General features: G+C 41.4%; 32 protein-coding genes and 1 pseudogene. 31 read left to right on the top strand and 2 right to left on the bottom strand.

The window, feature by feature from the left end; genetic code table 11:
* Positions 1 to 97 precede the first annotated feature (97 nt).
* The 6 genes from BP95_RS0100165 to BP95_RS29290 all read left to right on the top strand — a co-directional run bounded on the left by BP95_RS0100165 (position 98) and on the right by BP95_RS29290 (position 7,092).
* Entirely contained in the window at positions 98 to 1,906 is a 1,809-nt protein-coding gene (locus BP95_RS0100165) for a proline--tRNA ligase (protein ID WP_028531152.1), read from the top strand.
* Between the two features lie 63 nt (positions 1,907 to 1,969).
* Positions 1,970 to 2,308 carry a hypothetical protein gene (locus BP95_RS0100160; protein ID WP_021254933.1) on the top strand — a complete coding sequence of 113 codons (339 nt, stop codon included), beginning with the start codon at positions 1,970 to 1,972 and terminating at the stop codon, positions 2,306 to 2,308.
* A gap of 145 nt (positions 2,309 to 2,453) precedes the next feature.
* Positions 2,454 to 3,050 (top strand): TetR/AcrR family transcriptional regulator, encoded by a 597-nt coding sequence (locus tag BP95_RS0100155; protein WP_028531150.1) that lies wholly within the window; start codon positions 2,454 to 2,456, stop codon positions 3,048 to 3,050.
* 64 nt (positions 3,051 to 3,114) lie between these two features.
* Complete coding sequence (locus tag BP95_RS29295; protein ID WP_051613958.1) at positions 3,115 to 5,061, top strand: alpha/beta fold hydrolase; 1,947 nt, start codon at positions 3,115 to 3,117, stop codon at positions 5,059 to 5,061.
* A gap of 105 nt (positions 5,062 to 5,166) precedes the next feature.
* Positions 5,167 to 6,189, top strand: coding sequence for an FUSC family protein (locus BP95_RS0100145; protein WP_021254930.1), 1,023 nt, complete (start codon positions 5,167 to 5,169; stop codon positions 6,187 to 6,189).
* A gap of 414 nt (positions 6,190 to 6,603) precedes the next feature.
* On the top strand, positions 6,604 to 7,092 hold the full coding sequence (locus BP95_RS29290; RefSeq protein ID WP_051613957.1) for a DinB family protein: 489 nt from the start codon (positions 6,604 to 6,606) through the stop codon (positions 7,090 to 7,092).
* Positions 7,093 to 7,236: 144 nt separating this feature from the next.
* Here BP95_RS29290 and BP95_RS0100135 read toward each other — a convergent pair whose 3' ends face one another.
* Positions 7,237 to 7,506, bottom strand: coding sequence for a hypothetical protein (locus tag BP95_RS0100135; RefSeq protein ID WP_021254928.1), 270 nt, complete (start codon positions 7,504 to 7,506; stop codon positions 7,237 to 7,239).
* A 237-nt stretch (positions 7,507 to 7,743) separates the two neighbouring features.
* On the opposite strand from BP95_RS0100135, the gene BP95_RS0100130 reads away from it, so the two are divergent.
* From BP95_RS0100130 to BP95_RS0100020, 23 genes and pseudogenes are all read left to right on the top strand, one after another.
* Positions 7,744 to 8,754, top strand: a complete 1,011-nt coding sequence (locus BP95_RS0100130; RefSeq protein WP_028531149.1) for an alpha/beta fold hydrolase — start codon at positions 7,744 to 7,746, stop codon at positions 8,752 to 8,754.
* 28 nt (positions 8,755 to 8,782) lie between these two features.
* Positions 8,783 to 8,926 carry a hypothetical protein gene (locus BP95_RS33685; RefSeq protein WP_231515020.1) on the top strand — a complete coding sequence of 48 codons (144 nt, stop codon included), beginning with the start codon at positions 8,783 to 8,785 and terminating at the stop codon, positions 8,924 to 8,926.
* A gap of 204 nt (positions 8,927 to 9,130) precedes the next feature.
* A pseudogene (locus BP95_RS29285) lies at positions 9,131 to 9,940 on the top strand (alpha-L-rhamnosidase-related protein); the annotation flags it as partial.
* A 161-nt stretch (positions 9,941 to 10,101) separates the two neighbouring features.
* Entirely contained in the window at positions 10,102 to 10,590 is a 489-nt protein-coding gene (locus tag BP95_RS29280) for a GNAT family N-acetyltransferase (RefSeq protein ID WP_051613955.1), read from the top strand.
* A 168-nt stretch (positions 10,591 to 10,758) separates the two neighbouring features.
* Complete coding sequence (locus BP95_RS0100110) at positions 10,759 to 11,280, top strand: GNAT family N-acetyltransferase (RefSeq protein WP_028531148.1); 522 nt, start codon at positions 10,759 to 10,761, stop codon at positions 11,278 to 11,280.
* Positions 11,281 to 11,503: 223 nt separating this feature from the next.
* The gene (locus BP95_RS0100105) at positions 11,504 to 11,848 is read left to right on the top strand and encodes a hypothetical protein (protein ID WP_028531147.1); all 345 of its coding nucleotides are present in this window, start codon (positions 11,504 to 11,506) and stop codon (positions 11,846 to 11,848) included.
* A 245-nt stretch (positions 11,849 to 12,093) separates the two neighbouring features.
* Positions 12,094 to 12,321, top strand: a complete 228-nt coding sequence (locus BP95_RS33680) for a hypothetical protein (RefSeq protein ID WP_231515019.1) — start codon at positions 12,094 to 12,096, stop codon at positions 12,319 to 12,321.
* Between the two features lie 244 nt (positions 12,322 to 12,565).
* On the top strand, positions 12,566 to 13,204 hold the full coding sequence (locus tag BP95_RS29270; RefSeq protein ID WP_231515018.1) for a hypothetical protein: 639 nt from the start codon (positions 12,566 to 12,568) through the stop codon (positions 13,202 to 13,204).
* A 3-nt stretch (positions 13,205 to 13,207) separates the two neighbouring features.
* On the top strand, positions 13,208 to 13,423 hold the full coding sequence (locus tag BP95_RS0100090; RefSeq protein WP_028531146.1) for a bacteriocin immunity protein: 216 nt from the start codon (positions 13,208 to 13,210) through the stop codon (positions 13,421 to 13,423).
* A gap of 270 nt (positions 13,424 to 13,693) precedes the next feature.
* The gene (locus BP95_RS0100085; RefSeq protein WP_139170652.1) at positions 13,694 to 14,191 is read left to right on the top strand and encodes a DUF6933 domain-containing protein; all 498 of its coding nucleotides are present in this window, start codon (positions 13,694 to 13,696) and stop codon (positions 14,189 to 14,191) included.
* Positions 14,192 to 14,306: 115 nt separating this feature from the next.
* Positions 14,307 to 14,738: a GNAT family N-acetyltransferase gene (locus BP95_RS29265; protein ID WP_231515017.1), complete on the top strand. Its 432-nt coding sequence runs from the start codon at positions 14,307 to 14,309 to the stop codon at positions 14,736 to 14,738.
* A gap of 205 nt (positions 14,739 to 14,943) precedes the next feature.
* On the top strand, positions 14,944 to 15,327 hold the full coding sequence (locus tag BP95_RS0100075; RefSeq protein ID WP_028531144.1) for a VOC family protein: 384 nt from the start codon (positions 14,944 to 14,946) through the stop codon (positions 15,325 to 15,327).
* Between the two features lie 120 nt (positions 15,328 to 15,447).
* Positions 15,448 to 15,909 carry a GNAT family N-acetyltransferase gene (locus tag BP95_RS0100070; RefSeq protein WP_028531143.1) on the top strand — a complete coding sequence of 154 codons (462 nt, stop codon included), beginning with the start codon at positions 15,448 to 15,450 and terminating at the stop codon, positions 15,907 to 15,909.
* Between the two features lie 76 nt (positions 15,910 to 15,985).
* Positions 15,986 to 16,444 (top strand): NUDIX domain-containing protein, encoded by a 459-nt coding sequence (locus BP95_RS0100065; RefSeq protein ID WP_028531142.1) that lies wholly within the window; start codon positions 15,986 to 15,988, stop codon positions 16,442 to 16,444.
* Positions 16,445 to 16,480: 36 nt separating this feature from the next.
* Positions 16,481 to 16,879 carry a VOC family protein gene (locus BP95_RS0100060; protein ID WP_028531141.1) on the top strand — a complete coding sequence of 133 codons (399 nt, stop codon included), beginning with the start codon at positions 16,481 to 16,483 and terminating at the stop codon, positions 16,877 to 16,879.
* 167 nt (positions 16,880 to 17,046) lie between these two features.
* Positions 17,047 to 17,913, top strand: a complete 867-nt coding sequence (locus tag BP95_RS0100055) for an alpha/beta hydrolase (protein WP_028531140.1) — start codon at positions 17,047 to 17,049, stop codon at positions 17,911 to 17,913.
* Positions 17,914 to 17,921: 8 nt separating this feature from the next.
* On the top strand, positions 17,922 to 18,590 hold the full coding sequence (locus BP95_RS0100050) for an HAD family hydrolase (RefSeq protein ID WP_028531139.1): 669 nt from the start codon (positions 17,922 to 17,924) through the stop codon (positions 18,588 to 18,590).
* A 24-nt stretch (positions 18,591 to 18,614) separates the two neighbouring features.
* Positions 18,615 to 19,169, top strand: coding sequence for a GNAT family N-acetyltransferase (locus BP95_RS0100045; protein WP_051613953.1), 555 nt, complete (start codon positions 18,615 to 18,617; stop codon positions 19,167 to 19,169).
* Positions 19,170 to 19,468: 299 nt separating this feature from the next.
* Positions 19,469 to 19,858, top strand: coding sequence for a hypothetical protein (locus BP95_RS0100040; RefSeq protein WP_028531137.1), 390 nt, complete (start codon positions 19,469 to 19,471; stop codon positions 19,856 to 19,858).
* Between the two features lie 108 nt (positions 19,859 to 19,966).
* The gene (locus BP95_RS0100035; RefSeq protein WP_028531136.1) at positions 19,967 to 20,440 is read left to right on the top strand and encodes a GNAT family N-acetyltransferase; all 474 of its coding nucleotides are present in this window, start codon (positions 19,967 to 19,969) and stop codon (positions 20,438 to 20,440) included.
* A gap of 197 nt (positions 20,441 to 20,637) precedes the next feature.
* Positions 20,638 to 21,216 carry a TetR/AcrR family transcriptional regulator gene (locus tag BP95_RS0100030; protein WP_028531135.1) on the top strand — a complete coding sequence of 193 codons (579 nt, stop codon included), beginning with the start codon at positions 20,638 to 20,640 and terminating at the stop codon, positions 21,214 to 21,216.
* Positions 21,213 to 21,725 carry a hypothetical protein gene (locus tag BP95_RS0100025; protein WP_036666467.1) on the top strand — a complete coding sequence of 171 codons (513 nt, stop codon included), beginning with the start codon at positions 21,213 to 21,215 and terminating at the stop codon, positions 21,723 to 21,725. The genes BP95_RS0100030 and BP95_RS0100025 overlap by 4 nt, the downstream gene beginning before the upstream one ends.
* Positions 21,725 to 22,363 carry a flavodoxin family protein gene (locus BP95_RS0100020; RefSeq protein WP_028531133.1) on the top strand — a complete coding sequence of 213 codons (639 nt, stop codon included), beginning with the start codon at positions 21,725 to 21,727 and terminating at the stop codon, positions 22,361 to 22,363. The genes BP95_RS0100025 and BP95_RS0100020 overlap by 1 nt, the downstream gene beginning before the upstream one ends.
* A gap of 130 nt (positions 22,364 to 22,493) precedes the next feature.
* On the opposite strand, the gene BP95_RS0100015 is transcribed toward BP95_RS0100020, so the two are convergent.
* Positions 22,494 to 23,198 carry an SMI1/KNR4 family protein gene (locus BP95_RS0100015; RefSeq protein WP_028531132.1) on the bottom strand — a complete coding sequence of 235 codons (705 nt, stop codon included), beginning with the start codon at positions 23,196 to 23,198 and terminating at the stop codon, positions 22,494 to 22,496.
* A 314-nt stretch (positions 23,199 to 23,512) separates the two neighbouring features.
* Between BP95_RS0100015 and BP95_RS29260 the strand changes: the two genes are divergently transcribed.
* Positions 23,513 to 24,244, top strand: coding sequence for a hypothetical protein (locus BP95_RS29260; protein WP_231515016.1), 732 nt, complete (start codon positions 23,513 to 23,515; stop codon positions 24,242 to 24,244).
* Between the two features lie 514 nt (positions 24,245 to 24,758).
* Positions 24,759 to 25,232: a DinB family protein gene (locus tag BP95_RS0100005; protein ID WP_028531131.1), complete on the top strand. Its 474-nt coding sequence runs from the start codon at positions 24,759 to 24,761 to the stop codon at positions 25,230 to 25,232.
* Positions 25,233 to 25,688 lie beyond the last annotated feature (456 nt).

Below are 25,688 nucleotides of genomic sequence, written 5' to 3'. Positions count from 1 at the left end.
GCCGACTGCTGAATTAGGGTGGTACCACGACAACGCATTCGTCCCTTATGGGATGGGTGCGTTGTTTTATTATGGAGAGAAGAAGAGGGGGATTGAGATGAAACAGAGTGAATTGTTCCAATCTACGATGCGGGATATGCCTTCAGATGCGGAGACTGCCAGTCATCGGCTGCTGCTGAGAGGCGGTTACATGCGGCAAGTTGTGGCGGGCGTATACTCGTATTTGCCGCTTGGCTGGAAAGTGCTTCGGAATTTACAGGAGCTGATTCGAGAAGAGATGGAGCGGGCAGGTGCTCAGGAGATGCTCATGCCAGCGATGCAGCCTGCAGACCTGTGGCGGCAATCGGAACGGTATGAGGTATATGGTGAAGAGCTAATGCGGCTGTGTGATCGCCATGAACGGGAGTTCGTACTCGGCCCGACACATGAAGAAGTCGTTACGGCACTGGTGCGAGATGAAGTCAATTCGTATAAGAGGCTGCCGCTTACACTGTATCAAATTCAGACGAAATATCGTGACGAACGACGGCCTAGACATGGATTATTGCGATGCAGGGAATTCATCATGAAGGATGCTTACTCCTTCCATCTGGATGCAGAGTCGCTTCAAGCTCAATATGATCGAATGGTTGACGCATACCATCGGGTGATGCAGCGTCTGAATCTAACGTATTGTGCAGTGGAGGCAGATGCTGGCGCGATTGGCGGAAGCGGACGAACACATGAATTTATGGCACTGACCAGCATTGGTGAAGATACGATTGTGTCTTGTGGGCATTGCGGATACGCCGCGAACCTTGAGAAGGCTGTAAGTCAGTCTGACTCTGCATCTGCATCTGCGGTGAATACCGAAGCGCTTCCCGATTCGCTCGAAGCTGGACATACGAAGGATGTCGACACGAAGGCTGTCCAAATTGAGGAAGCACGTTTAACAGGAGAGGCATCGACAGCAAATATGCCTGCACGTATCCATACCCCTGGGGTGAAGACAATTGATGAGTTGACAGCCTATTTGCAAGTGGAACCGTCCCAAACGATAAAGACATTGTTATATGTGGCAGATGGTGAGCCAGTTGCAGTGCTCGTTCGCGGGGATCATGAAGTAAATGATACGAAAGTCATGCGAGCATTGACAGCCAATCAGCTGGAACTCGCCGATGCCGAGACGGTAATGCGAGTAACAGGCGCTCCCACAGGATTTGCAGGGCCAGTTGGATTGAAGATCAAGTGCATAGTCGATAAGGATGCGGCTCATGTGGAAGACGCGATTGTGGGAGCGAATGAGCAGGATTACCATCTGATGCATGTGATGGCTGGGAGAGATTATGAACTCACTATGGTTGGCGATTATCGGAATGTCGTGGAGGGAGAACGATGCGTACATTGTGGTCATGCACTGTCGTTCCATCTTGGAATTGAGCTAGGACATGTCTTCGAGCTTGGAACGAAGTATACGGATAAGCTGGGCGCACAGGTGATGAACAAGTCGGGTCAAATGCAGACGCTTCTGATGGGATGCTATGGTATTGGCGTATCCCGCATGATGAGCGCAATGGTGGAGCAGATGCAGCATGAACGAGGGCTGCGCTGGCCGTTGTCTGTCGCACCTTACTTGGTACATATCATTCCAGTATCGATGAAGGATGCAGCACAAGCTGAAGCAGCATCGAGATTGGCTGAGGATATGAGCAGCTTCGGTGCGACTGTGCTGTGGGATGATCGCGATGAGCGGTTCGGCGTGAAACTGGCCGATGCGGATCTAATTGGCTGTCCAATGCGTATCGTTATCGGCAAGCATATTGCTGAAGGGAAGGTAGAACTTGTACATCCAGACGCCAGCACATCAGCTCTGGTAACGATGGAGCAGGCGGTTCATACCGTGAGAATGTATGCAAATCGGTCATGATCGGACGGTATGAGACATAAGGTGGAAGTGTGTGACATTCGAACAGAATGGAGGTCGTATGCTATGAATGCTTCGAAGCCATCATCCGATCAGTCGCTTCCATCTCAAACCGAGCCGCAAGTTATATATCAAGCGGATGGCTCTCACTTGCAGTGCTTGCGAGATACTCGTGAAAAGTTGCATCATATATGCCATTCGTATATGAATCGACCCGTCCGTATTCAGACAATAGACGGATTTATCTGTGATGGTGTTATTGTAAATGTGGATCGGGGAATTGTGTACGTACAGACGCAGCAGCCGGTTATGCAGCGAGGCTTATACAATGCTTACATGTATAATAACGTTATCTTGCCGCTGGTTCTGTATGAATTATTGGTCATTACGCTGATGGTTACATAAGTCCACTTGCGCTTAACAGGCTGTCTGCATCCGTGAACAATCACACTCAGCCCTTGCTGTCGAAGCAAGGGCTGTTCGTGTATGGAAAGATAAAAACCGTGAATAGAGGTTGTAAATATTGGTTTAGTACTGTATAGTACTAGTTATGAATGAGAGAAAACGAATACCACCATTATCGAATCGAGATCGAGTCATTGGCACGGCTGCAGCGCTATTTTTGCGCCAAGGGTATGCCTATACGAGCATGGATGAGATTATGCATGCGAGCAATGTGTCTAAGTCGAACATCTATTACCATTTCAAAAGCAAGGAGGAACTACTTGGTTCAGTGCTCGTCTATTGGATGGGACAATATGAACAGCTGTTAGGAAGCCTGCTTGAACGAACCGATCTAACCGTAGAGGAGCGAGTGGTGGCATTCGTGGATGCTGTTTCGCAGCAGCATGAGCAGTGTGATGTTCAAGTGGGATGCCCCTTCATGTCGTTATTCATGCAGAGCCCGCTTGATGCGGTTCAGGTTCGTCAGCAGATCGGACAATTCTTCGCTCAGCAGCTGCCTTTGTTCGAGCGGATGTTCGAGCAGGCAAGAGCAAGCGGAGAGATTGCAAGCCATCATCATCCGTATGGATTGGCAGTTGTACTGCTGTCCGCGATAGAAGGGGCACTGCTGCTAGGTGATACAGAACCAAGCCTGCCGCGTGTCCGGCATACGGTTGCACATTTTTTTCAACTGCTTCGCTGAGGCGAGGCTTTTTTTTGACGTGAATTAGAACTGAATAGTACTAATTATCAGAGGGGGCAATAACATGATGTACAACAAGGAAACGATCTTGATTACTGGGGCAACGGGGTTTATTGGAAGAGAGGTAATCCGGCAGTTGAAGGATGGTGATGAAAGGCTGCTTCTTCTCGTACGTTCCGCGACACGAGCAGAAAAGCTGTTCCAGAAGTACTCAGAATCGGTAAGAAGCCGTATTGTGTTCATCGAGGGGGATTTGGAGCAGGAATGTCTGGGATTGAAGAAGGAGGATTGGCAATTAGCGAGGCAATCTGATGTATTGATCCATGCCGGTGGAGCGATGCAGATTACTCAATCAAGTTCAACAGCAGAGCGAACCTTCCTTCACGGTGCTCAGGCAATAAGTCGGTTAGCGGAAGAGATTCATGGTAGCAAGGGACTTCGACACTTCATTCATGTAGTTGGCTATATGAGTCCCTTTCAACAAGACACGAATGTTAGCGGGCTTTCCATTGATGATGTGAGTCGGTTCGTGCCGCCCGATGCTGCCCCTTACGAACGTATGAAGTTCATGGCGGATCTGTGGATTCGTCAAGAGTCTGCTCGCGTTGGCTATTCGCTATCTGTTGTCAATCCTAGCACCGTTGTTGGTGCTAGGCCAACTGGAAGTACGCCGCAGCTGGATGGCCTTGGGATCTTAGTGAAGGCGGTTCGCAGCAGATTGATGCCGGTCGTTCCAGGAGGGAAGCATTATTGGCTGCCTCTTGTAACGAATGACGAGGTCGCAGAAACTATTGTGTTGCTGGCTAGGGATCAGGCGAATTCAACTCGTCAATCAGCAACATACAATCTTGTTGGTGATAAGGCCGAACAACCAAATATGAAGGAGCTATTACGCGAAATTGCTCGGCAGCTCCACGTAGGAGCGCCAGTGATGTCTATGCCAATCCGGTTGCTATCGGCCATTATGAGATATGGTGGGGAAAAACTGACGGGCATTCCGTCGCAATCATTGGCGTTCGTAACGGATCGCAGCTTCAATAATGATTCGGCGAAGCAACTGCTGCATCAGAGTTCGATACGTCAGGGTTCGAATCGTACACCACTGGATTGCAGAGACATATTACCGTTTGCTATTGCAGATATGGATTACCGTCTCACATTTTCGGAAGACAAAGGGGAGAGAAGCTTCGCCAGAGGTCGATTCGGTTCGATGGCTGCGTGGATAAGGGAAGGATGCGGAGTGCCGATTGTACTGCTGCATGGCTGGCTTAGTCAAGCAGACGATCTGCTTCCGTTGGCAGCTGAACTGTATCAGCGAACGGGCCGTCCACTAATTGTTCCTGACTTGCCGGGGTTCGGTCGCTCACCTTCAATTGATGGGGCTGACCGAAATCTGGCTGCGGGCATTGTGGACAGCGTTGCGGCGGCCATTCAGCTTCAAGAGCCCGTAACCCTGATAGGTCATTCTTATGGTGCGTGGGTAGCGAATGAATGTGCCATTCGGTTACATGGCAGTGTGGAGGAGCTGATTATGCTGCAGCCTGTGCTGCAGCGGCCGCGTGGTGCTGTAAGGGCGTTTATCAGCCGCGGACGCACACTTGCAGCTTTTATGCTGAAGCACATGCCTGCTTCGGTAATGAATAAGGCAATGCTACGCGAGGGAGTGTTCGAACATGCATCGTCAATTCCACACGGGTATGTGTCAAGAATGAAGGCTAGTTTTCGTTCTCCTCGGATTGCTAATGCGAATGCTTCTATCATGCAAGCCATCTATCATCAATTGCCGAAAACGATGACTTCGCCCAAAGAAGTAAAGCTGGCTAGTTCGCTCGTAGGAATCGTATGGGGGGAGAAGGAGAGGCTGCATCAGCTGCCTGCCTTACTCGAGGGAGATGAGCGTCTAGTTCGCTTGCCGTACGGGCATCATTTTCCCTTATCGCATTCAGAAGCAGCTGCGTCGACTATCGCTGCGGTGCTGGGCGAAGAAACAACAACAGAGCAGAATATTTAGGCGTGATCCATTTTATTAGCCGTCTACCTTGTCTTGAAGCGGGATGGATTCGTGTATACAATAAGGGAGTGTGAGTGCCGTCTAGCAGAAATGGAGGGATCGAGGATGGCATTCGGAGCCAGAGTGCTGAAGACAGGGATTGCGGTTACGCTAGCGTTGTTCATTAGTCAAATATTCCAGTTCAAAACCCCGGTCATCGCCGCCGTTGCCGCGATATTTGCGATGCAGCCTTCGATTTATCGTTCATGGAGATATTTTCTTGAACAGCTCCAGACGAATACATTGGGCGCTGCAATCGCCTTATTGGCAGGGATGTATTTCTCGCATGAGCCGATAGCCGTCGGTATTGTATGCGTACTGGTCATTATGATTTGTCTGAAAATGAAAATGGAAGAGACAGTAGGGTTGACGCTCGTGACCGTCATTGCCGTTATGGAAGCATCAGGTCAATGGGATTTCGCCCTGCTTCGCTTCGCGCAGATATTGATCGGGATTGGTTCTGCTTGTCTTATTAATATTTTGTTCTTCCCGCCGAATCCGAAGGCACAGTTCATTACGTTGATTGAATCATGCTTCAGTCGAATGTCGCTGCTGCTGAGAACCGTCATCTCGGATGAAATGAAGGAATCCGTGTTCCAGGAAGAGAAGCAAAGTCTGGTGGATTCATTGAAGGTACTCGCCGATAAGTATAAGCTGTTCGAAGAAGAGACGAAGAAGCTGAAGCGAGCGAAGTATAGCCGCTCACGCGAGTTGGTTGTATATAAGCAGCTGCTGCATACGCTCCGCAGCGGAATTGAGGTGCTGGAAGCTATCGATGAACATTACTTCCAAGCAGCCCGTGAGCCGGAGACGAATCAAATGTTCGATCAACACTTGGAAATGCTGATTAAATGTCATGAGCATGTACTGTTGAAGTTCGAAGACAAGGTAAAGCCGAACAGCTTGGAACTGGATAAGATGGAGGAAGATAATGAGCAGTTCATGCAGATCACGATGAAGCTATGTTCCCAAGATGGCAGTGAGATGCTAAGGTTGTCCATTGTTGCCGCGGCCATGTATGAATACGGCTTCCAAATTGCAAGATTGGATCGCCTTGTCGGCCACGTCGAGAAAGATTCAGATGCGTAGCGGCAGATGGTGTGCAGCGTATTGAATTTTTTCGCACCGCGTGTGCTCCCAGCACGCGGTGTTCCGCTGCATGACGGCGGTCGGTCAACCACAAGGTTCACATGAGTAGCAGAATAAATAACCGATGATCGTACCAAGGGGGAAGACGGCTGATGACAGCTGTCTTCTTTCTTTTTTCATCAGCAGGATTCAATAAAGCTGTACTCCCATGCTTTTGTGCTGCGCGAATGAATTTCACGCAGGACAGCTTGGATATACAGATGTGAGACACAAGGGCGTAACAGGCGATCGGTTTTAGGAAAGCTTAGGATAGAATTCGTTGGAAATTCATAATTTTAGGCATTGAACTGATGGCAAGAGCGATATATGTAAGGAGAAGGGATGACTCTTTCATTCAGATTGGAGTGAAGTGTAGTGGAATCGGTTCATTTGGAGCATGAGGTGCTAAATAGTTTCCAAACTTGGAGAGGATGGGTAATCGAAGTTTTGAATAAGGTAGACGTGGAAATTGTCGATACGATCCCAGCAGGGTGCAATAACTCTATCCGTTGGCATGCGGGTCACCTTGCTGTGGCATGGGATCAAGGAATTTTCCAGAATGTCTTTATGGAAAAGCACTTGCCTGAACATTATGTGGGCTATTTCGCCAATGGAACAAGTCCTTCGCAATGGAATGGGGATGCTCCTGCTCTGGCGGAGATCATCACCCATTTGGAGGCACAGCGTCATATGATCGGTGAGCGAATTGTGGGAAACTGGGATCTCGACTTGGTCAATCCTTTTCTTCAATTTACGAAGGCTAGCCAAATGTTCTTCTTCTTGTTAAGTCATGAAGCCATGCATTTCGGCCAGATCAGGACATTTATCAAGACGCTTGAAGCATCCCAGCCGAATCCAATCTAAGTACTTCGACGAAACAAGCATGTACCGATGGGCAATTTCATTATGCATGTCCGAAGGGGATCAAAGAAAAAAGAGCCGTGTACCGACTCTTTTGACAATAAACCTGCCAAATAGGAAGATGCGTAGTTTGAAAATCAGGTGATGTTATTTGCGCTTTGTTTTTGGACGAACGCCGCGAGTGCCAACAGTACGCTTGCCATTTTTCACGCTTCTGATTTCTACAGGGCCTACAACTTCCTCTCTTTCGACAACCGTGAATACATGCTTAGGAATCGGGCAGCAATGATGACGGTTGATCACTTCGATCGGATGAATGATAGGCAGTATTTGAGGATGGAAGAAATCACGAATTACTGGTCTTGGCGGACATACGATTGGTTCTGCTGGCGGGCAGAACGGACGAGGACATGTCATGAATAACAACTCCTTCTGTTAAGATGGTACATTATATTGGGGAACTTGGAATTGAGTCTGTACACCTGTACTGTCTCGTGAGAAAAATGCACAAATATGGGTGGGAGACCAGCAGTGCATTTGTGTATGTCGTCTCGCTTTGAGCGTGTTATTGAACAGCGGGTAAACGTGCAAATGTGCATAGATCGAGCGGAGAAAGGGTATCTTTACCTCTATATTCGTTACGAGGTGAGACTGATGCCCAAGAGGCTTATTAATGGAATTCATCTGCACTACCATACGTATGGCACAGGTACACCCATATTGTTTATTCATCCGCCACTGTTGACCTCGGCCAACTTTCGATATCAAGCGGCGCAATTATCGTCTACTCATCAAGTCATCACCTTCGATATTCGCGGCCATGGGGAGAGTGATGCTTCCAAGGAACCCATTACGTATCCGCTCATTGTCCAAGATATGGTGAAGCTGCTTGACGAGCTTGGCATTAAGCAGGCCTATATTTGTGGATACTCGACTGGCGGAGCCGTAGCGCTTCAGGCGCTACTATCACACCCGCATCGATTCAAGGGCGGCATTCTTGTGAGTACGATGGCGGAAGCAAGCGATTACTGGCTAAGAGGAAGAATTGCGCTTGCGATCGCACTGACGGCGATGAGGGCCAAGTCATTGCTTGCGTGGGCTATTTCGTTCGGAAATGCGGACAGCCGGACGACATACCGGAACTTGAAACGTACGGCGATGCGTGGGGATGTATCGAATTGGAAGCAGTATTATCAAGCGTCATTGAAGCATCGCTGCACAGAGCAGTTGAAGTGCATTCAGGCGCCTATGCTGCTGATTTATGGCGAGAAGGACAAAGGTTTCCATCGTTATGCGGTCAAGCTCCAGCGATATTTGCCGCATTATCATTTGTATTGGCTGAAGGGGGCTAAGCACCAAATTCCGACGAAGCAAGCACGTGAGATGAACGGAATTATTGCACGGTGGGTGCGGAATCAAGAGCTGGCATCGGAAGTGAAGGAGGAGCTTCTTGCGAAGCGGACTGTGAAATCAATGCCGAAGCAGGAGGCTGCGAGTACTCAGTCTGAGTGGGATGGAACCGCAAGCGAGACGAACTCTGCAATTGCGGTGGAACCACCCTGGTACATGGAGGAAGAAGACTTGCGTACAGCTGATGCACTGCATGTTCTAACTGCAGCGGAAGCAGGAGAAGTAGATGATCATCATGCGGATGAACTGCATTGATTGGCAAGCATAAGTTGGAGATCGAGCAATGGGAATTAGAAGTGAGATATGGACTGCGACTGGATCATGGTTTATACAAATAATTGATGTAGAAGACGCGCAGCTGTGCATGGGGCATTGGCGCGTCTTTTTTTTGCTGCATTTGGAAGGTCAGAGCATGAGAAAAGGCTGAATGGCAGCTATCACATTCCTTCAATAATAATAGATTTCTTTTAATAGTTATTCCAAGTATAGTGACTTGAAGGTATAATTTATGGAAATATGCAGCAGTACTATGTTTCTATTACTCCATGAAATCAGGTGACGACTATGCTCATAGTGAAGAAGGTACGGTGTGAGAACAAAGAGGATCCCATTTGCTTTGAGTTAGGAATGGTTTATCGCGACAGCTTACTATGCATATTCGACCTCCTTGCTGCAGCGTATTGCGGTTATTCTGGGCGAAGTGGAGGATGCTCAGTACTATAGCAGCTTGCACGGGCATATTCTTCAAGCGCTTCAGGATGAGTTCATCACGCCGAATGGCAGACTGGCGTCTGATACGCAAACCGCACATGTGCTGGTGTTGATGTTCAATCTAGCTGGTGAGCGCGTGAAGGAACGCGCTGTGAAGCGCTTGGTAGAATTGTTGAAGCATGAGAAGGATCATTTGACGACCGGATTTCTAGGGACACCGTACTTGAACCTCGTCTTGAGTCAATGGGGACATCACGAGCTTGCGTGCAAGCTCTTATTCCAAGAGGATTATCCATCATGGTTCTATCCGATCAAGAAAGGCGCAACCACCATATGGGAGCATTGGGACGGCATTAAGGAGGATGGCTCGCTATGGAATGACAGTATGAATTCCTACAACCATTACGCCTACGGTTCCATTATCGAGTGGGTGTACCGCTATGTCGTCGGCTTGGAAATCAATGAGGCGCAGCCTGCGTATAAGCATTTCTATTTGCAGCCGCATTTTGGTTATGGCCTAGATTGGCTGCGAGTGAAGCGGGAAACAGCATACGGTGAGATTGCAATCGAGTGGAAGCTGGAGGATGGTATGGTCGAACTGACAGTGAGCATTCCAGCCAATACGACTGCGACACTGCGAATCGACAACCAGATCTGGGAGCCTGTTGAAGAATATGAAACGACGCTCGGTTCAGGGACGCATCGGTTGCAGTACCGTCAATCTAGATGACCGGATTTAAGCGGGAAAGTTATGTACATCGGGGGCACATTCATCATAAGTAGATGGATGTGCCCTTTTGCTTTGTGAGGATTATATTTCCAATAAGAGGTTTCGAAGTTATACTTAGAAGAAGGAAATTCTTGAAGTCCTATTATTGAGGTGAATCTGAGATGTCAGTAGTCAAAGTTGAGTTGAATCAGAAAATAATTTTAAAACACCTGATGACATTGTTTCTTCATGACTTATCGGAATTTAATGAAGAACAGGAATTTAATCAAGAGAGTGGTTTATTTGAATTTGATGCTTTTGAATGGTTTTTTGAGAAAGAAGGTTTAATTCCATTTTTTATTAAGCATGAGGATGATATTATCGGTTTCATTTTACTTCAAAGCTCTCCTTTTACGAATCCAGAACGATATGATTATTTGATTAATTCGTTTTTCATTTTAAAAAAATATCGTAGGAAAGGCTTAGGGAAACAGGCTGTTCAAGATTTATTTCAACAATGTCCTGGGAGGTATGCAATAGGCCAACTATCTAATTATATTCCCGCAATTCAATTCTGGAGAAAAATTTATGAATATATGAATGTTGATTTTCAAGAAAAAGAAGAGTTGGAAGAAGGTCTTAAGATAAGATATCAATATTTTGAGATCTGATTTTGTAAAAAAGATTATTACGTATATCAGGAAGGCGTAGGTACCAAAACGTTATGAGAAGTCATCGTAAATAAATTTCAACAGAAGAGATGCTACTACTCATTATATATAGTTATGGATAAGTGTTTGTAATATTTGTATTAACTAATCCTAAGAGGTGATTATATTATGCGAATAAGAAAAGCAACGATAAACGATGCAGAAGGAATTGCAAAAGTTCATGTGGATAGTTGGAGAACAACTTACAAAGGTATTATCCCAGATGATTTCTTGTCAAAATTATCATATAAAAAAAGAACTGATGTATGGATCAAAAACATTGAAAAAGAAGATAATTTTGTAGTTCTAGCAGAGAACCCAGAAGGACAAATTGTTGGATTTGCAGATTGTGGTAAGAGAGAAACGAATATAGTTCCTAATTCAGGTGACTTAACATCTATATACATACTTAAGGAATATCACGGAAGAGGTTTAGGAAAAGAATTACTCAGACAATTGTTTCTACATTTTAAATTTTTAGGATATCAAAACATTTTTGTTGATGTTCTAGAAGATAACAAGACCCGCTATTTTTATGAACATTATGGTGCTAAATTATGTGATTCAACTCAGATAATAATTGGGGGAAAAGCTCTGAATGAATTAATTTATGAATGGGATAACATTGACGAGGTCATAGCGAAATTATAACCTTACTATACTTAATAACAACAATTAATAATTTGTATATCAATGGAGTCGATGACTTCCCATAACACCGTACTCACGCTGCTGATTCGAAGAAGTGGATCAGCAGACAATCCTGAGAGGCTAAGTTTTCGACCCAGCTACTGTCGCTCCTTTATCGTGAAAACTGAGGACGTTAGACGGAAATACTGTAGTAAATTAAATAAGAAAACAAAAGGATTAAACCATGAAAAACTCAATAAATAAATATCTATATTATTTGGGATCAGGCTTATTCGTATGTTTTGTTGTTTATATAATCGCAACTTATTCCTTTCAAAAGACTCAATATACACTTTTTGTCTATGAGTATCCAGCAAGTAATAGCAATAAGGTTAAAGGATTGGAAGATCCAGGTAATAGAATAAGTGTCTACAGTTTCGGAGTACCAGGTATCGGAATTCCAGATAAGAGAATAAACGTAATAAGCACACCATTATATGTATTAATAAAACAAGAGAATCAAGAAATTGAATATGTAACTGACAATGTTAAGAAATTAAATGAGTATCTAAAGGAAGAAATAAAATAACTTGTAAGTGGATTTCGAAGAAGTCAGCAACTTCACCTAACACTGTATTTACACTGCGGGGCTTACGCCCATTGATTCACTCGAGGAATTTCCGAGAAGTTGGATCAGGCGGACACATCCGTACCGACTAACCGCATCGCGCCCAGGGACTTTGTCGTCTCAAGTCGGTGGGGTCGTGAATACAAGAACGTTATAAGTAATTGCCTAATGCAAAGCATGATAAAAGAAGAAAGGAACATAAACGTATGTGGGTTCCTTATGAGACATTAAGAAAACATCCTCCAGATTTTCTTGTTAAGTATCGATTTTTTATACCTGAAGAAGGTGGAAGACAAAATCTTCCTTATCAAGGTTATCGAAGTGATTTTGCTATAGAATCGGATTTTATGAATAATACAATAGATTTAAGGGTGATACACCCTGAATTTGAAGATGAGTTTGGAAATCTTATTATGGACGAATTAAGCAAGTAAATATAAGTGGAACAGCAAGGATGTGGATTCTATTTCCTAGTTCTAGAGCACATCATAGAAAAACATTAGAAGTAGGAATGAAGGGATATTTTATGGAGGGACCTAATAAGGTAGCAGAAGCAGAAATAGTTCAAATCATCGGACTACTAACAAATTCTTGTATTGAAGATCATTGAATTTTGGAAGCTTGCTTTCAAAGCAGAGGCAACTACATATAACATTATATTCACGGGGCATTCGCCCCTTGGCCGCAGAAGCATTTGGCAGGGAAGCTGGATTTACGAACACATCTGACTTCATCGGACGTCCTGAATACAGGAACGTTAGTATGAATTGGGGGGGATATGCAATTAAGATCCCATTGAATAGTCTAAAAGCAATTATTATTCCCATTGTTCTATTAGGGGGAATATATCTCTGGTTTGTTGATTCGAACAATATCACAAAGGAGATTCAAATAAAACAAATCGCAAGTACTGAGATGTCCAAGGCGGTATATACAAAAGAAGGATCTGGTGCATTCATCAATTGGGTAGATATTAAATTAGGGCAAGACGAAGTTGAAAATATTGCAAACTGGATTAATTCCGTACCTGAATCAGAAATTATAGAGTTGAACCAAATACCTTCAAATAGAAGCATTAATGCAGGGATTGTGTTTAAATTAAAGATCAATAAAGAGATACGAATTCAATACGATCTTGAAAAGATATATATAACGAGAACAGATCTGAAAAAAAGCCAGGTTGTTTATTCAATTAATCAAGAAGAATTAAAGAAATTTTTTGATACACAGCTTAAGGGTTTTTATTTTGGAGAAGACAAAATAAAAGGATTTCTGAAAGAATATCACCCAATAGAGAACTTTTTATTTGAGAGGTAAAGAATGAACAAAAAACTAAGTAGAGATGAATTGATTATTCTCGTAAGAAAAATTATGAATTGTGAAGGAACAGAGCACGAAATAGATGAGATGATGAATTTACTTGAAAGTAATGTGCCAGATCCTCATGTCTCAGATTTAATATTTTGGAGTGATATCGAGTATAGCCCAGAAGAGATAGTCGATAAAGCAATGAGCTACAAACCTATTATTTTGTAAAGTATATATTATTTTGCGATACTAGAAGTAATTGATGGCGATAGATAATAGTGTGCTTAATGTTAAATAGGCATTGAAATTAATTCAGTGATGTGCAGACATCTCTAATATTTATGCAGCGGCTCCTAACGGAGCCTTGGTCTGCAGAACTGGATTTCGGAGAGGCATTTCGGCAGGCAACCCCGTCGGGGTTCATGAATACAGAGACGTTAGACGAAACCACCTGCAAAGATTTTATTAAAACCAAAAATAGAGGTGATTTTTGTGCTTGTGATCCGAGGGACTAAAAAATTATTACAAGACTTGAAAATGGAAAGAACAATAACAAAAATAGACAGTTCTGATTCTTTTTTTAGCTGGCATGCGAATGTAGTTGTAGTAAATAGGAGAAAGTACCTTATCTTTATGAATGATTTATCGAGACTTAGTTTGACGATAGTAGGAGTAAGGAGTACTCAATATAAAAACCTAAAAAATATCTTTTTGAAAGAATTAACCGACTATTTAATTAGTGAAAACCTTGATGAGGCAAGAATAAATCAATATATAAATGATTGTGCAGATATTATATTTACAACCACAAATAACAGAAGTGTAATAAGCACAATGAATGACGTAGTGTTAATAATGCAGAATATAAGTTTCGATTTTGCAAATTATATTGAGCTAAATAAATGGAATAATGATAGTTTTTATAAACCGATTAATTACTCCAGGCCAATAGAAGTATTTAAACAAGAGATCGAAAATCGATATTCGAGGGAATGATAGAGTCGGATTTGTTTTTTTTATTTCCAATATAGGAACGCTTGTACGCAGATGTAAAAAAGGTAAAATATAACTACAGTTGAGTCTTAGGTGGACGTGGCTTTACTTCGGATAATTGTGGGCTAAAATATGTACCAATCCAGGTACACGGAGGTACGCACAAACAGATCTATCAGCTGTCTATTTTACCATAATAAAAGAAGACTGCATCGCGATTGGCAGTACCCAATTGTTTAACATCCATCCTTGGTCCAAGCATGCTGAATTTGGTATTTGGATTGGGGACAAAACGGTATGGGGGCAAGGGTACGCTACAGAAGTGACAGGTGTTGTCCTGGGTTTTGCGTTCGAGCGTTTAAACCTTCATAAGGTGTATTTGACGGTAGATGCTGATAATCCTGGTGCTATTCGGACTTATGAAAAGGCTGGTTTCAAGAAGGATGGCATACTAAGAGACGAAGTCTATAAAAATGGCCAATATGTAGATCGTATAATGATGAGTATTTTGAAGCATGAATATTTAAAGCTATCTAATTGTTCCAAGTAACAAAGCGTTCAGGATACTTAAAAAGGATATACAGGAATATGAATTATAATGAGTAGAGTATCGGATGTATAATCATGGAAGTCGGTCAGACAACAAACGCCCCACCCTAAGATATGAGCTTTCTAGGGCTGGGGCGTTTCGTGAATACAAAAAGTTAGATAAAATCACAAAGAGTTTGAAATTATTCATTTTAGGAGTGAAGAGGATGAGCGATGCTTTTCTAACAAAATTAGAACACATGCAAATTCCAGTCAAAGACTTGGATGAATCAATTGAGTGGTATGTATCGCACCTTGGATTCAAATTATCAGGGAAATCTAAAGAGCAGCATCATGCCTTTTTAACATTGGAAGAAGGGCCAATGTTAATGTTGTGGGAAACCAATGAAATAACAAGTGCTAACTTCATATTTAATGGACAAGAGATGCCTGTATTGCTCTACAACACCAAGCAAATTCATCAGTTCCATGATTATCTGAAAGAAATTGGAGCTGAAATTACTTTTTATAAAGATGAAGGATTCGGATGGGTTCTTAAATTCGTAGATCTCAATGGGAACATGTGGGGAGCAATTCAATTAAATGAATAGCAAATGAAATTGAAAGCGGAGTCAGAGTGGGTTCGTCTAACACAATATTCATGCTTTGGATCATTCGACCCTTGGTTTGGCTGTAGTCAATTTAAGCAGTTCAAGGATGGAGATCTCAATTTGAAAGAAGTTTATCAAACTCTTGTAATCGAAGAAGTAAGTAAAGACACACAAGAAGATGCTAAACGTATTGTTTTAGCTGGACTAAAGGAGAGATTTGGATCGTTGGATGAATCATTAAATCAAGATCTCAATGAAATCGTCCTTAATTATAGTAGTAGGGGAAATCACTTTTTAGTTGGCAGAATAAATACAAAAGTTATTTGCACTGGTGCATTAATTCGTGAAGAGGTTGATACAGGGAGAATTGTTAGAATGTCGGTACAAAAAGAATACCGAAGACATGGATTAGCTCAAAAAATGTTAAAAGAGCTTGAAAGAAGAGCAATAGCTAAAGGATTCAAGAGAATTGTGTTAGAAACGACAAATTCCTGGCACGATGCAATTTCTTATAAAGAATTTGATAGAAATGAGTATGAAGTACATATGGCAAAAAATTTATTCGGCCGACTTCGTCCTTAAGGTAGTGAGGCGTCGCGAATACCTAACTATGAAACTAGCGCAAACCATAAAACAAAATTGAGAGGAAAGTTCAAAGATGAGAATCATAGTAACAGGAGGAGCCATAATTCGGGACAAAGATAACAGAATATTACTTCAAATGCGTTCTGATTATGGGGATTGGGGTTTACCGGGTGGGGGAATGGAGCCAGGAGAAACGATTGAAGAAACAATGAAACGAGAAGTTCTTGAAGAAACAGGTTTAGAAGTTTGTAAAAATGAACTTTACGGGGTATATAGTGGACCTAGAATGCAGTATCGGTATCCCGATGGGAATGAAGTCGTATTTGTAATGTTTATATTCAATGCACTGGTAGATCTCAATGGGAAGATAGGGAATGATGGAAATACCGTAAAATTCAGTGATCCTAACAAGGAATCTTTAAGACTTGAATTTAAAGCGTTAGAAGAAATCGACATTTCAAACATTAGTACAGTACAAAGACCTATTTTTGAAGATTTACTGATAATGAAAAAAGAAATACTAAGGGCCTAATATTGTCAGAACAATTAATTTGGGAGGGAGCTAACAATGATTTTTGAGATGACTACTCAATTTCGGGTATCGAATATCGAAGAAGGACAGAAGTGGTATGAAACGCTCTTACATAGAAAGCCTGATTTTATTCCACATGAAGGGTTTGCGGAGTGGGAACTGATTCCCGGATGTTGGTTACAGATTGCAGAAGGAATACCTACTGAAGGAAATGGACCATTACGTTTAGGAACAACGAATATTGAAGCTGAAAAAGATAGATTAATTGAGCTGTTAGAAATAGATGATTTTGAAATTTACTCAAAACCAGAGGTTCCGGTCAAATGGGGAACCTTTACAGATCCTTGGGGGAATCGCCTTGGATTTTTTGAGTACCTGGATAAGAACGAAGAACGAGAACGTATAAAGATGATCATTGGAACGAAAGTTTCTTAATCAAAGAATATGGGACAGTGACGTCTCTTGGTTGTTAGATGTATAATCATGGAAGATAATCAGACAACAAACGCTCCAGCCTAAGATAAGAGTTATCGGCTGGGGCGTTTTACGAATACAGAAACGCTAGCTGAAATGCTCGGTAATAACGAAAGGAGGAATAAGTCTTGAAAGATACGAAGATCTATAAAGAAGTAAATAATTGTTCTATAAGTGCAGATATTTATTATCAGGGTAGAAATTCTCCTGTGATCTTGTATATCCATGGAGGAGCGTTAATTTTTGGAGCAAGATCATGGTTATCCTCAGATCAGATTGAATATTTCAGACGATCTGGCTTTAGTATAGTCAGCGTTGATTACCGACTTGCTCCTGAAACTGGATTTGAGGATATCATAGAAGATATAAAGGACGCAATTACTTGGGTAAGAACGAAAGCAATCGAATGGTTTGATTTCGATGTAAATAATATTGCAGTTATGGGTAGTTCAGCTGGTGGCTATCTCAGCTTATTAATTGGAACAATGGATATTAGACCTAAAGTGATCGTTTCATTTTATGGTTATGGGGATATCCTTGGGGAATGGTTATCTAAACCAAGTGAATACTACTGTCAGAAACCGACTATAAATAAGGAGGCAGCCTGTCAGCATGTCGGGGATCGTGAAGTTACGAATGGCCAATGGGAACGATTTAATTATTATTTATATTGCCGACAGCACGGTGTCTGGTTAAAAGAAGTAACGGGAATCAATAATGAACATGATCTTACTAAATTAATTCAATATAACCCAATCAATAATATAACGGTAGATTTTCCCCCAACATTATTGCTTCATGGTGATCAAGATACAGATGTTCCCTACGAACAATCAGTATTAATGCACAAGAAGTTAAAGGAAAAGGGAGTAGCTACAAAGTTAATAACTATAAAAGGAGCGGATCATGTTTTTGATCATAACTTTAGTGAACTACAAGTTCAAAGCGCCTTTGAAAATGTGATTGATTTTTTAAGAACACATCTTTGTAAATGAGGTATCCTATGAGGCATCAATTAAAAGGCATTGTATTTGATATGGATAATACGATTTTAAGCTCAAAAATTGACTTCCAAGCCATGAAGTATGAAACCTATCATTTTCTCGTATCGAAAGAGATCCTACCCGCTGGATATAATCTTGATTACCATACAACATCAACAATTGTTGAGGAAGCAATACAAACGAATCGAATGACTGAAGAGTTACTGAATGAAATGTGGGATATTGCGAAGAAGCATGAAGTGTGTGGAATGCAGGGGGCTGATTTGGAGCCCGGTGCAGTGGAGATCCTTAATAAACTTCAAGGTAGATATCACCTTGCAATTGTAACAAATAATTCTGTTGAAGCTGCAGAAATCGCATTAAGAGATAATGGTATTTATGAATATTTTGATTTCATTATTGGTAGGGAGTTAATGAAATCATTGAAGCCTTCACCGGATGGATATTTGCGAGTGTTGGATGAATTTAAGAACTCAGCGAATGAATGGCTCTCTATAGGCGATTCATGGATAGATGGAAAGGCATCTATTAGCGCAGGGATAAGGTTTATAGCTTATCGATCCGATAAAGAAATGTTGAAGCAGATGAAGGTGAACCCGACTGCAGAACTGTCCGATCTCTTGGAATTGATGAGTCTGATTGAGCAAATCGAAGAAGGTTCAGTGTGAAAACTTGTGCAAGAGCTACTAAATATGATAGGAGGAGGATATGATTTGACCTTAGAGTACTTAATGAGATCGAAAAACATTCAATTTAGGAGAGCCAGAATAGAGGACTTAGACTTCATTATCTCATTAGAAAAACATCCAGATAGCAAGAAATATATTATTTCTTGGACCAGGGATAAACACCAGGATGCATTGGGAAGCGATGATTTTATATATATGATTGTAGAGAACTCAAATAGTCAGAAGATTGGGTATTTCATATTATCAGGACTATCCAATCAAAATGGTTGTATTGAATTAGTTAGAATTAATATAGGTGAAAAGGGTAAAGGTTATGGGAAGGAAACAATGAAGCTGATACAAGAATACGTGTTTAATCATCTTAAAGCGCATAGGCTTTGGTTGGATGTTAAAGAACATAATAATAGAGCAAGACACGTATATGAGTGGGCCGGATTTAAGGTAGAAGGCTTGTTAAGGGAATGTATTAAATCAGAAGAAAATTATGAGTCCTTGGTGATAATGGGAATGTTGAAGAATGAATATAGAGGAAGACTTTCGGCTTCGATCCTTAGTTAGTTTCATTATAATGTGTGGAGGTATTTTGTCTCCGACAGGACTTGCACCTAAATGGATATATTTTATTACGTTTTTACCAGGTAGTATCTTATTCTTGATAATATGTTGGTATGAGTTGAAGAAATTTAAAGATTCTAAATGAATAGAAAATCTCAAAAAATGCAACGGTAACTAGTTGTCAGACTCGTTTTTTAAACGTATATTATTAAAGATTTTGAAGTAGGCCCCGACACCATATAACATCGTTACTAGCATCGCAATGTACGTTGCTCGATTTTATTTAACTCTTGGAGGCATTGATGTTAAGACAATTTGCTATTTTAAAACAAGATGTAGAACCAAAAACAAAGCATTTTATTGGGTTTCCACCAGAAATAAGTGGAGATTCAAGTAGTGCTAGATCGCTCCCAAATGCAAAATTCGTATTGCTGATAGAAAAATCTGATGGATTTAGCTTATATAGATATGATGTAGATGGGAATTTCGCAGGTGATACGTTTCACGGTACTATTCCAAATGCCAAGGGACAAGCGAAATTTGAATATAATATTAAAAGTGAATCCCAATGGATCAGTATTCCAAAAGATGAGAAGAGAGAAATAAATTATGTAATTCGTTATTATAAAGCACGGGAACAAAGAAGAGCACAAAAAAAAGAACAAGACGAAAATAATATAATTGATAACTAAGCGCATCGCACCCGGCAACTTTGTCGCCTTAAGTCGGTGGCGTTATACGCAATTGCTGGAAACCGAAAAAGGTAACGTCATAAGTTTGCATCTGGAGGGAGTAATAAAATGGACATCACGTTAATCAAATCAGGCCTTAATGAAGCAACGATGATTCACGAAATGCAAATCAAAGCATTTATGCCGCTGTTACATAAATATCAAGATTATGAAACCAGCCCTGCTTATGAATCTGTGGAACGAATAATTGATCGATTAAATCAATCGTTTACGGATTATTACATTATAAAAAGTTCAAATATTTCAATAGGTGCAATTAGAATTGTAAGGAAAGAGAATAAAATCTATCGCGTCAGCCCAATATTTATTTTGCCTGAGCATCAAGGGAAAGGAATTGCACACAAGGTATTTTCTATAATCGAAGATATATACAACGATGCGCGAATTTGGGAATTGGATACCATATTACAAGAGCAGGGGAATTGTTATCTCTATGAAAAATTAGGTTATCAAAAGACAGGGGAATTAGTGCAAATTAACGATAAAATGACAATTGTGTTTTACGAAAAACGTTTGATTTAGCATTAAGACGCAACATCAACAAAAGCCCCAGCCTGAAGAGCTATCTAAGGCTGGGGCTTTTCGTGAATAGATGTACATTATCGGAAATTAATACGTGAGGAAGTGAAAGAGGGATTCGAAAGTTCAACTTGACACTGTAAAGATTGTTTATTATGATCTTTACAGTGTCAAGTTATATGAAAGGAAGTATATATCAAATGAAAGAAAAACGATATCATCACGGTGATTTGCGAAATAAACTTATCGAAGCTGGTATAGGGCTTATTAATGAAGATGGGTTAAAAGGTTTTTCCCTGCGTAAGGTCGCAGCGAAATGCAACGTCAGTCATGCCGCACCATACAGTCATTTTAAAGATATAGACGAGCTGATATATGCTATGGGCGAGCATGTAACGGAGCGATTTATGGATAAGATGCGTACATCAATTCGTGGACAGGAAAACAGTCTCGAAGCAACCTCGCTGCTAGGGCAGGCTTATATTTCTTTTTTTATTGAAAATCCGCAATATTTTCAGTTTCTTTTCTATCACTCAGGATTAACCATTGATTTGGACAATGATAACGCCAATGATTATCCGCCATTTGCTTTATTCAGGACAACGGCGTATCAAATGTTTCACAGCATAGGATTGCCAGAGGAAGCTTATTCCGAAAAATTGATTGTTCTTTGGTCAATGGTACACGGCATAGCCTCACTGCTTACCAATCAGGGTATCCGATATTCCGGGGACTGGATTCATGTTTTTATAAACAATTGTATTAAGGAGATAGAATGATGAAAATGATTATACATGATTTGAATCAACAAGAATTCATAGCGCTGTATGATAACCAAAATACACAAAATACAGACGTAACGGTTATATCAGATAATGGAACAATCCGTAAATGCATTGGTTGCTTCGGATGCTGGGTCAGAACACCGGGAGAATGCGTTATAAAGGATGGTTATGACAATATGGGCGAACTTCTTTCAAAATGCCATGAGCTGGTTATCATTAGTAAATGTGTTTATGGGAGCTACAGCCCCTTTGTGTGCAATATTGTGGATAGGAGCTTACCATATCTTCTGCCTTATTTTGCAATCAAAAATGGAGAAACCCATCACCGATTCCGGTATGATAACAAATTCACTCTATCGGTTCATTTTTATGGCAGTGACATAACCAACGCAGAAAAGGAAACCGCACAAGCTCTGGTTGCGGCGAATAGCGTGAACTTAAATTCCATAGGAAACAAGATGTATTTCCATAACAGCTTGCAAACAATCAAGGGGGTTATATAATGAGAATCGCTATGATAAATGGAAGCCCCAAGTTAGGAAAGAGCAATTCGGGCAGGATGCTCAAAGCACTTGAACCCTTAATAATTTCCGAGCATGAAATAACAAACTATAACATGAATAAAAAACCGCTTACCGATAAGCAATACATCGAGCTTTGCCACATGGATACATTAATTTTTGCATTTCCTCTATACTTCGATGCAATACCGTCGCATTTATTAGGGATGCTGACTACTCTTGAAGGGTATATGAAAGCAGAACGGAAAAAGGAAATTTACGTTTATGCTCTTGTAAACAATGGATTTTATGAGGGGAAGCAAACTTGCATTGCTCTTGAAATCATCAAAAATTGGTGCATACGATCCGGCCTTCATTTTGGACAAGGAATCGGGCAAGGCGCTGGTGAAATGATGGGTTTTATCGAAAAGGTACCACTTGGCCAGGGCCCTTTAAAAAATCTAGGAAGGGCAATGGAGAGACTGGCAAAAAATATACATTCGCAGGGGAGTGATGATTCCTTGCTGTTCAGTCCAAATTTCCCACGCTTTGCCTGGCGATTTGCAGCGACACACTCTTTTTGGCATGCAAAAGCTAAAAAGAATGGTCTGAAGAAGAAAGATATTATGAAAAGGCTTTAAGAAAGCACTGTTCCCCCTGCGCTAATCAATTCGGAACAGCATTTCTATGTTTATGGATGTATCAGAAATCCAAATCGAAAAGACAAAGTGAAGACGTCAGCCTGTAGACGTGCTGACGTCTTGTGCGTGTCTATGAATTGCAATACTCAAACTCGTTGTCGAGCGCGTCGAAACTAATCTCCTGTTTTAACACCTGTTCTAATTCAACGTTTGAGATTAACCCTTCCAGTGGCAATTCGTGCCCAGTTGAGGTCGTTTCTATGTATTCAAAAACATCTCTAGCATATATTTCTTCCAACTTTTCAACTTGACTATGCTTCAAATACTTTCGGTGTGTTCTTAATAGGTTGGCAGAATTGACTTTTAAATCGCCACTTGCTGTATGGGAATACTTCATATTCGTTAAATCTTCAAGCAAGTCCCGAAAAATAAAATCCTGTAAATTTTTCGCCAAAACAACAGCGGTAATATCATCGTGATAAACCAACGTAACAGGTACATCCTCACCGTTTTGTCTATCAAATTGGAACACATACAAATCTCCGTTTTTTTGTCGACCAAATGGAACAAACTGAAACTCTGGTTTCGTCTGACGATAATCGTCAGGGTCTTTGAATGCTTCGATTTCTTCAACGATGCTGTTCCATTTCAGCAACTCAAAGTCAAAGCCGAAAAACAGCATAGGCGGGTTTTGGGCTAATTTGGCATAATACTTTGCGTTCCAATCCTGCCCATATTCTCCGCCCGAATCCAACATACCGTCTAAATACAACTGTCTATATAGTTTCGGGTACGTAAAATTGTACTTCTGTTCAATTTGCTCTAATTCGTTCATACTATCCTCCCAAAACCACGCTATTTTAGCAAACGCGAACTTGTTATTAAATACCACAGAAAAACATTGTGCCGATTGCATGGAAAGGAGCGCGACCGTGGCTATCAGCCATCACAGTATGAAAATCATCAGCCGCGACAACGTTATCGGAAATTAAGTGGCGTTACCAAACGAAGTAATAATTGACGTTCAAGGAGTCTAAGGATTAATTTCTATTTCGAGTTCAGAGTCCCTTTGAATTCTAAAGGAAGATCAACGCTCGCTGTGGGTTTTCGTTAGATTCAAATCGTCTTTCAAGTGAGATGGGGTTGAAAATGATGAAGGCAAATCAAGATCAGCGCATTCCCTATGCAGTTTTCGAGAATGAAACTCAATTACCTATACTGGATATTACTCATCCCCTTTTCAACGCAAGTATTGATGAACAGGCGTATCATTTGAACTGTCTCAAGTCAGCCCGGAGTATTGAATCATTAAAGAAGATGCCTCGCTTTATTCAGAACATATTTGTGAAAATGTCGAGTGTTGACAATTCATATCTTAGCGGTATGCGTACCCTGGTGTACAAACTTGGTCCCGAGTTAAGCGGGGGGATAAAATTAGGCTTCCGGGACAAATGGGCGGTGAAGCAAACCTCTTTCATGGGGCTGCGGATCAGGCTGAGGGATCTTTGCCGGCACCAATCGAAAATTTTGCAGCCCCAACTCAAACAATTCCCTGAACGGAACCTTTGCTTCTTCAATATCGCTGGAGGTGCGGCAACCGACAGTATCAACACTCTGATTCTAATTCAGGAATCGGATCCGGAATTACTCAAGGGACGGAAGATTGAAATCAACATATTAGATATCGATACCTACGGACCCAATTTCGCAAAACGATGCATCGATGTTCTGAAGCAGCCGGGGGAACGCTTCTATGGTCTGGACATTACCCTCAATATCATTCATTATGACTGGAGCCAACCAGAGGAACTGCTGAAGTTGAGTTTGGAACGAGCTGGATGGATTCAGTTCTGTTCATCGGAGGGCGGGCTATTTGAGTAAGGTTCGGATTCAGATATCATTGAGAATCTAAACCATTTGTTTACCACCTCCCCAGCAGATGCCCGGGTCACGGGTTCCTTAATTTTCGATCGGCGCATGTAAATCCGGGATACCTTGGATTTACAGAGTTTATTGGCGTGCAAATCCGCTATCTTGGGCTGGAGGGATTGCAGCGAATTTTAACTAAAACCTCGTGGGTTTTGGAAGAATTCCATGAAATTGAATCGATCTATATTCTATTTTCATTGAGGAAAGCGTGACTCACGATTGGTGCATTCGCCCCTCGATCCGGTTGGCGGCTGAAGAGTTTCCGACTGGCAACTGAGATGCAGAGAAGCGAGAGCAGCTGGACACATCGATTATCCTAAGATAGAAGCGCTATCCAAGGGAGATTGATGTCATGAATACTGATACCAGTGCAAGTGCATAAAAGAAGATTTAGAATATAAAAGAGAACATACATTCTTGTGGTGTGGTATAATTTCCCTGGATGAATTTACAAAGGGGAAAGAAAATGAGACTACAATTAATTTCTGAATTAGATGAATTTGTATCGTTCGTAGAATCTTTAGATAACGTAAAGGATGAAATATGGTTTTCACCCCTTGGTGAAGGGAAATGGAGAATTCATGATGTTATTACCCATATCATGAAATGGGATGATTATTTTAATAACGTCACATTCCCAAATTTATTAAAAAGTAAATCTCCTGAATTAAGAGAACATCCGGACTATTTAGGATTTAATGAACAATCCATTATTTATGGAGAGGGGAGAAATAAGAAAGAAATCATCGAAGAAACAATTAAGAATCGCCAAATAATGATAAATAATTTAATGAAGCTGGAAGATAATCAATTTTCTGTAGTTTACCCGGGAGATCGGGGATTCACTATTGGAACATACTTAACAGAATTCTTTATATCTCATGAAAGCTACCATATGAAACAAATTCAAGATTTTTTGATGACTAAACAGACAATGTAAGATCTTATTGAGGTTGATCCGAATCGGTTTCGGAGAAATGGGGTCAGCTAGACAAACCTGTGCCTAACCACGTCGCGGCCTGTCACTCCCTTAAGACCAGTGAGGGTTCGTAGATAAAAGAACGTTATAGGAAATCGGCGCAACAAATAAAAAATCGAATTCATCTATCCTTAGTGGTTATTAAACTCCCTCAAAATGATTAAGTTTCCTCACTCAGACTCATGAATTCGCAGGATTTCACCCTATGGTAAATGTGAGGGAAGAAGACTTGTAGTAGCCGGTGACTTGGGGATCGTAGCAAGGGCATGCGAAAACAAAGGTGAGGCATCAACCACCTATATTATTCCATATGCGCACGTCTCCACTTCGCCTTAGCGATTCTCTCTCCCATGTCTCAACGGGTCTAAGCCCTTTCATTCCTTCGTCACATCTAACCTAGGGGTGGAGGTCGGTCTT

It is taken from the genome of Paenibacillus sp. UNC217MF (genome assembly GCF_000686865.1).
Classification (GTDB): Bacteria; Bacillota; Bacilli; order Paenibacillales; family Paenibacillaceae; genus Paenibacillus_B; species Paenibacillus_B suaedae.
The sequence above is the reverse complement of the archived record's forward strand: the minus strand, read 5'-3'. Positions and strand labels throughout refer to the sequence as shown.

Excerpts from the sequence above, each read along its gene's own strand:
- BP95_RS0100005 (WP_028531131.1), top strand. The coding sequence starts at position 24,759 with ATGAGACTACAATTAATTTCTGAATTAGATGAATTTGTATCGTTCGTA.
- BP95_RS0100090 (WP_028531146.1), top strand. The coding sequence starts at position 13,208 with ATGAACAAAAAACTAAGTAGAGATGAATTGATTATTCTCGTAAGAAAA.
- BP95_RS0100075 (WP_028531144.1), top strand. The coding sequence starts at position 14,944 with ATGAGCGATGCTTTTCTAACAAAATTAGAACACATGCAAATTCCAGTC.
- BP95_RS0100160 (WP_021254933.1), top strand. The coding sequence starts at position 1,970 with ATGAATGCTTCGAAGCCATCATCCGATCAGTCGCTTCCATCTCAAACC.
- BP95_RS0100035 (WP_028531136.1), top strand. The coding sequence starts at position 19,967 with ATGGACATCACGTTAATCAAATCAGGCCTTAATGAAGCAACGATGATT.
- BP95_RS0100130 (WP_028531149.1), top strand. The coding sequence starts at position 7,744 with ATGCCCAAGAGGCTTATTAATGGAATTCATCTGCACTACCATACGTAT.
- BP95_RS29295 (WP_051613958.1), top strand. The coding sequence starts at position 3,115 with ATGATGTACAACAAGGAAACGATCTTGATTACTGGGGCAACGGGGTTT.
- BP95_RS29260 (WP_231515016.1), top strand. The coding sequence starts at position 23,513 with ATGATGAAGGCAAATCAAGATCAGCGCATTCCCTATGCAGTTTTCGAG.
- BP95_RS0100145 (WP_021254930.1), top strand. The coding sequence starts at position 5,167 with ATGGCATTCGGAGCCAGAGTGCTGAAGACAGGGATTGCGGTTACGCTA.
- BP95_RS33680 (WP_231515019.1), top strand. The coding sequence starts at position 12,094 with ATGTGGGTTCCTTATGAGACATTAAGAAAACATCCTCCAGATTTTCTT.
- BP95_RS0100060 (WP_028531141.1), top strand. The coding sequence starts at position 16,481 with ATGATTTTTGAGATGACTACTCAATTTCGGGTATCGAATATCGAAGAA.
- BP95_RS0100040 (WP_028531137.1), top strand. The coding sequence starts at position 19,469 with ATGTTAAGACAATTTGCTATTTTAAAACAAGATGTAGAACCAAAAACA.
- BP95_RS29280 (WP_051613955.1), top strand. The coding sequence starts at position 10,102 with ATGTCAGTAGTCAAAGTTGAGTTGAATCAGAAAATAATTTTAAAACAC.
- BP95_RS0100030 (WP_028531135.1), top strand. The coding sequence starts at position 20,638 with ATGAAAGAAAAACGATATCATCACGGTGATTTGCGAAATAAACTTATC.
- BP95_RS0100025 (WP_036666467.1), top strand. The coding sequence starts at position 21,213 with ATGATGAAAATGATTATACATGATTTGAATCAACAAGAATTCATAGCG.
- BP95_RS0100050 (WP_028531139.1), top strand. The coding sequence starts at position 17,922 with ATGAGGCATCAATTAAAAGGCATTGTATTTGATATGGATAATACGATT.
- BP95_RS0100165 (WP_028531152.1), top strand. The coding sequence starts at position 98 with ATGAAACAGAGTGAATTGTTCCAATCTACGATGCGGGATATGCCTTCA.
- BP95_RS0100110 (WP_028531148.1), top strand. The coding sequence starts at position 10,759 with ATGCGAATAAGAAAAGCAACGATAAACGATGCAGAAGGAATTGCAAAA.
- BP95_RS0100020 (WP_028531133.1), top strand. The coding sequence starts at position 21,725 with ATGAGAATCGCTATGATAAATGGAAGCCCCAAGTTAGGAAAGAGCAAT.
- BP95_RS0100065 (WP_028531142.1), top strand. The coding sequence starts at position 15,986 with ATGAGAATCATAGTAACAGGAGGAGCCATAATTCGGGACAAAGATAAC.
- BP95_RS0100105 (WP_028531147.1), top strand. The coding sequence starts at position 11,504 with ATGAAAAACTCAATAAATAAATATCTATATTATTTGGGATCAGGCTTA.
- BP95_RS0100015 (WP_028531132.1), bottom strand. The coding sequence starts at position 23,198 with ATGAACGAATTAGAGCAAATTGAACAGAAGTACAATTTTACGTACCCG.
- BP95_RS33685 (WP_231515020.1), top strand. The coding sequence starts at position 8,783 with ATGGGAATTAGAAGTGAGATATGGACTGCGACTGGATCATGGTTTATA.
- BP95_RS0100155 (WP_028531150.1), top strand. The coding sequence starts at position 2,454 with ATGAATGAGAGAAAACGAATACCACCATTATCGAATCGAGATCGAGTC.
- BP95_RS0100135 (WP_021254928.1), bottom strand. The coding sequence starts at position 7,506 with ATGACATGTCCTCGTCCGTTCTGCCCGCCAGCAGAACCAATCGTATGT.
- BP95_RS0100045 (WP_051613953.1), top strand. The coding sequence starts at position 18,615 with ATGATAGGAGGAGGATATGATTTGACCTTAGAGTACTTAATGAGATCG.